Below are 4,395 nucleotides of genomic sequence, written 5' to 3'. Positions count from 1 at the left end.
AATTACTCTTTATAAGATTGTATCAAGCGCAATGTGCCTAACCGACTTTTGATACTGCGATATTTGGTCAAAGTTAAGATATTGGTAAATATCATCGGAGGTTGATTCTATGGCTTGCATCGCTGATAGGTATTCTTCTACGGTTGGAATGCGCCCAAGTTTTGCAGCTATGGCGGCGACTTCGGCGGATGATAAATACACATCGGCATCATCCCCTAGGCGGTTAGGAAAATTGCGTGTTGAAGTAGAAACTACGGTGGCATTGTCTTTGACGCGTGCTTGATTGCCCATGCACAGTGAACAACCTGGGGTTTCTGTGTGCTGGGTAATAGACTCAAAAGTTTGGTATATGCCTTCTTTTTTAAGTTGCGCTTCATCCATGCGTGTTGGTGGCGCAACCCAAAGTTCAGTTGGTAGTTCTGATTGGTCTTTTAATAATTGAGCTGCTGCTCTAAAGTGACCGATATTGGTCATACACGAGCCAATAAAGACTTCGTCAATTTTGGTATTGGCTATCTCTGAAAGTAACTTCACATCATCTGGGTCATTTGGACAAGCAAGGATTGGCTCTTTAATATCGTCAAGATTGATTTCAATGATTGCGGCGTATTCGGCGTTATCGTCAGCTGCTAATAATTCAGGTGCATCCAGCCACTTCTGCATCGCTTGAATACGACGCGCAATGGTCTTCTTATCTTCATAATCCATCTCAATCATTGATGACAATAGGGCAATGTTAGATTGCAAATATTCTGCCACAGGGGCTTTATTGAGTTTGATGGTGCAACCATTTGACGAGCGCTCCGCCGAAGCATCAGTAAGTTCAAAAGCTTGTTCAATTTTTAAATCGCCCAACCCTTCAATCTCTAAAATTCGACCTGAGAAAATATTCTTTTTATTGGTTTTTTCAACGGTCAATAAACCTTGTTGAATAGCGACATACGGAATGGCATTGACCAAATCTCTAAGCGTGATACCCTTTTGCATCGTGCCACTAAAACGCACCAAAACCGATTCAGGCATATCAAGTGGCAATACGCCAATTGATGCACCGAATGCTACCAAACCCGAGCCTGCTGGGAAGCTAATACCAATTGGGAAGCGCGTATGTGAATCACCACCTGTGCCTACCGTGTCAGGTAAAAGCATGCGATTTAGCCACGAATGAATAATACCATCGCCTGGTTTAAGCGTGACGCCACCACGAGAGCGCATAAAGTCAGGTAGGCTATGTTGTAATTCTAAATCAACAGGTTTTGGATAGGCAGCAGTATGGCAAAAACTTTGCATGACCAGATCAGCAGAGAAGCCTAGGCAGGCTAATTCTTTAAGTTCGTCACGCGTCATTGCACCCGTGGTATCCTGTGAGCCAACCGTTGTCATGCGGGGTTCACAATAAGTATCAGGGCGCACTCCTTCAACACCACAAGCCTTGCCAACAATCTTTTGTGCCAAAGTATAGCCTGCATCGCTGCTTGTTACATCTTCTGGGCGTAAGAAAATATCGCTAACACTCAAGTCTAAATCAAAGCGTGTTTTGTCGGTTAAGCCTCGTCCAATAATAAGCGGGATACGACCGCCTGCACGGACTTCATCAGGTATGGTATTTGGGGTAAGTTTAAAAGTAGAAATGGTTTCGCCATTGGTATTGACAATTTTCCCCTCGTAAGGATAGAGGGTAATTTCATCACCCATTTGCATTTTTGACACATCGCATTCAATCGGTAATGCACCTGAGTCTTGTGCGGTGTTAAAGAAAATTGGTGCAATATTGCCACCAAGTATCACGCCACCATTGTGTTTGTTTGGTACATAGTCAATATTATCTCCCATATGCCACAATACTGAGTTAATTGCAGATTTGCGTGAAGAGCCTGTGCCAACGACATCGCCAACAAAGGTAAGTGGCAAGCCTTTTTCTTTAAGTTGTGCAATGGTTTCAAGTGGGTTGTCCATTTTTTTGACCAGCATTGATTGGGCGTGTAGGGGAATATCAGGGCGTGACCACGCCTGCGTTGCTGGTGATAAATCATCAGTGTTGATTTCACCATCAACACGGAAAACTGTGAGTTTAATTTCTTTTGACAATTCGTTCTTGCTGGTAAACCAGTCGGCATTTGCCCAAGAATCAACTACCTGCTTGGCGAAGGTATTATTGGTTGATTTTTCTACTATTTCTTGGTGCGCTTCATAAATAAGTAGCGTTTTAGATAGTGCATCACAGGCGATTTGCGCAGTTGTGTCAATGTCTAATAACTCAATTAACGGTGCAATATTGTAACCACCCATCATCGTACCGAGTAAAAAAGTAGCTTGTTCTTGACTAATAGCATTGCAAGTTTGCTCATCTTTGGCAACGCTGGCTAAAAAACCTGCCTTTACATAAGCAGCCTCGTCCACACCAGGGGGTATGCAATGTGTCAATAAATCTAGGTAAAAATCATCGTCATTGCCATTAATTAGGCTTTCAACAACAGATTTTGTTTGCTGTGCAGTTAGTGCTAGTGGCGGTAAATTGTCTTTAGCGCGTTCATTAATGTGAGTTAAATAAGCTGTTTTCATCTGTGTCCTATAAAGTGATTTTATAAAGTGTATAATTTTAGCACATTTGACCTAACTAACTAAATTATGGAACTAAATGCTTTAACTGCTATATCCCCTGTTGATGGGCGCTATTTTGATAAAACCAACGCCTTAAGTGAGATTTTTAGTGAATTTGGGTTGATTAAATACCGTGTATTAATTGAAGTTAAATGGTTGCAAGCTATGGCGGACAATGATGGCATTACTGAAGTGGGCGCATTCAGCCAAGAGGCTGCTGATTTTTTAACCAATATTGCGAGTAATTTTTCATTAGCAAATGCACAAGCGGTTAAAGAAATTGAGCGCACTACTAATCATGATGTTAAGGCAGTTGAATATTTCTTAAAAGACAAAGTCAAAGACAATGCAGAACTCAATGCGGTGAGTGAATTCTTCCATTTTGCTTGTACTTCAGAAGATATTAATAATCTGTCACACGCTCTAATGCTGATTGATGGACGCAAGGTGTTGCTTAAACAAATGCAAAATATCTTGTCTTTAATCACGGATTTAGCAAAAGACAACGCTGCAATTCCGATGCTATCTAGAACACATGGCCAAACAGCATCGCCAACTACGGTTGGCAAGGAAATGGCAAACTTTGCTTATCGCTTAAAACGACAGATTAAGCACTTAGAAAGTGTCAAGGTGATGGGTAAATTTAATGGCGCTGTGGGTAATTTTAATGCACATATTTGCGCTTACCCAGATTTAGATTGGCAAAATATTTCACAAGCGTTTATTCAAGATTTAGGCGTGAATTATGCACCCTATACACCTCAGATTGAAACGCACGATTATATGGCAGAGTATTTTCATTCAATGAATCGCTTCAATACGATTCTGATTGATTTTTGTCGTGATATTTGGGGTTATATTTCACTGGGTTATTTCAAGCAAAAAACCATTGCAGGAGAAGTGGGTTCATCGACCATGCCACATAAAGTTAACCCGATTGATTTTGAAAATGGCGAAGGTAACTTAGGTATTGCTAATGCATTGAATACGCATTTGGCAGATAAGCTAGCAATCTCTCGCTGGCAAAGAGACCTCTCTGATTCAACGGTGCTTAGAAATCTTGGCGTGAGTTGCGCTCACTCGTTGGTAGCATATACTTCTATTGCCAAAGGTATCGGCAAGTTAAAAATTAACGAAGCAAAATTGTTAGAAGATTTAGACAGTTCGTGGGAAGTATTAGCAGAGCCAATTCAAACTGTGATGCGCCGTTACGGCATTGATAACCCGTATGAAAAACTTAAGAGTTTAACCCGTGGTAATACTATTGATGCAAAAGTACTGGCAGATTTTGTTAGAGATTTAGATATGCCGGAGGAAGCAAAACAAGCTTTGGCACAATTAACACCGATGACTTATACGGGTGATGCGCAAAAATTAGCACGCGATATTGAAAAACTGATATAATCCTTCGTCTTATGTCGCTTTGACATAAGTTTTTAATATTTTTTTAGGAGCAAAAAACCATGGTTAAAATTAGATTAGCTAGAGGTGGAGCCAAGAAAAAACCTTTTTATTCAATTGTAGCAACAGACTCTAGAAAGCGTAGAGACAGTGGTTATATTGAGAGACTTGGATACTTTAATCCAGTTGCTCGTGGACAAGAAGTTAGGCTTACCATTGAAGAAGATAAAATAGAATATTGGGCATCAAAAGGTGCGCAAATTTCTGAACGCGTTAAGCAACTTATCAAAGAATTTAAAGACCCTTCAATTCGTGAAAAGCGTGTTGCAGTGCAAGAAGCAAAAGCAGAAAAAGTGGCAACAGCCATTGCAACTAAACTAGTAGCGGAAGCAA

At 40.7% G+C, this 4,395-nt stretch carries 3 protein-coding genes; 2 read left to right on the top strand and 1 reads right to left on the bottom strand.

Going from position 1 to position 4,395, the window contains the following annotated elements; genetic code table 11:
• Window positions 1-9: 9 nt before the first annotated feature.
• Window positions 10-2,562 carry a bifunctional aconitate hydratase 2/2-methylisocitrate dehydratase gene (locus BAZSYMA_RS09265; RefSeq protein WP_090718402.1) on the bottom strand — a complete coding sequence of 851 codons (2,553 nt, stop codon included), beginning with the start codon at window positions 2,560-2,562 and terminating at the stop codon, window positions 10-12.
• Between the two features lie 66 nt (window positions 2,563-2,628).
• Between BAZSYMA_RS09265 and purB the strand changes: the two genes are divergently transcribed.
• Both purB and rpsP read left to right on the top strand, forming a co-directional pair.
• Window positions 2,629-4,005: an adenylosuccinate lyase gene (purB, locus tag BAZSYMA_RS09260; RefSeq protein WP_090718399.1), complete on the top strand. Its 1,377-nt coding sequence runs from the start codon at window positions 2,629-2,631 to the stop codon at window positions 4,003-4,005.
• A 59-nt stretch (window positions 4,006-4,064) separates the two neighbouring features.
• A partial coding sequence (rpsP, locus tag BAZSYMA_RS09255; protein WP_143243196.1) for a 30S ribosomal protein S16 occupies window positions 4,065-4,395 on the top strand: 331 nt, incomplete at its 3' end.

The sequence above is a fragment of the Bathymodiolus azoricus thioautotrophic gill symbiont genome (assembly GCF_001298715.1).
Taxonomy (GTDB): Bacteria; Pseudomonadota; Gammaproteobacteria; order PS1; family Pseudothioglobaceae; genus Thiodubiliella.
Note: the sequence above shows the minus strand (reverse complement) of the source record. Positions and strands in the feature narration are given on the sequence as shown.

Excerpts from the sequence above, each read along its gene's own strand:
- purB (WP_090718399.1), top strand. The coding sequence starts at position 2,629 with ATGGAACTAAATGCTTTAACTGCTATATCCCCTGTTGATGGGCGCTAT.
- BAZSYMA_RS09265 (WP_090718402.1), bottom strand. The coding sequence starts at position 2,562 with ATGAAAACAGCTTATTTAACTCACATTAATGAACGCGCTAAAGACAAT.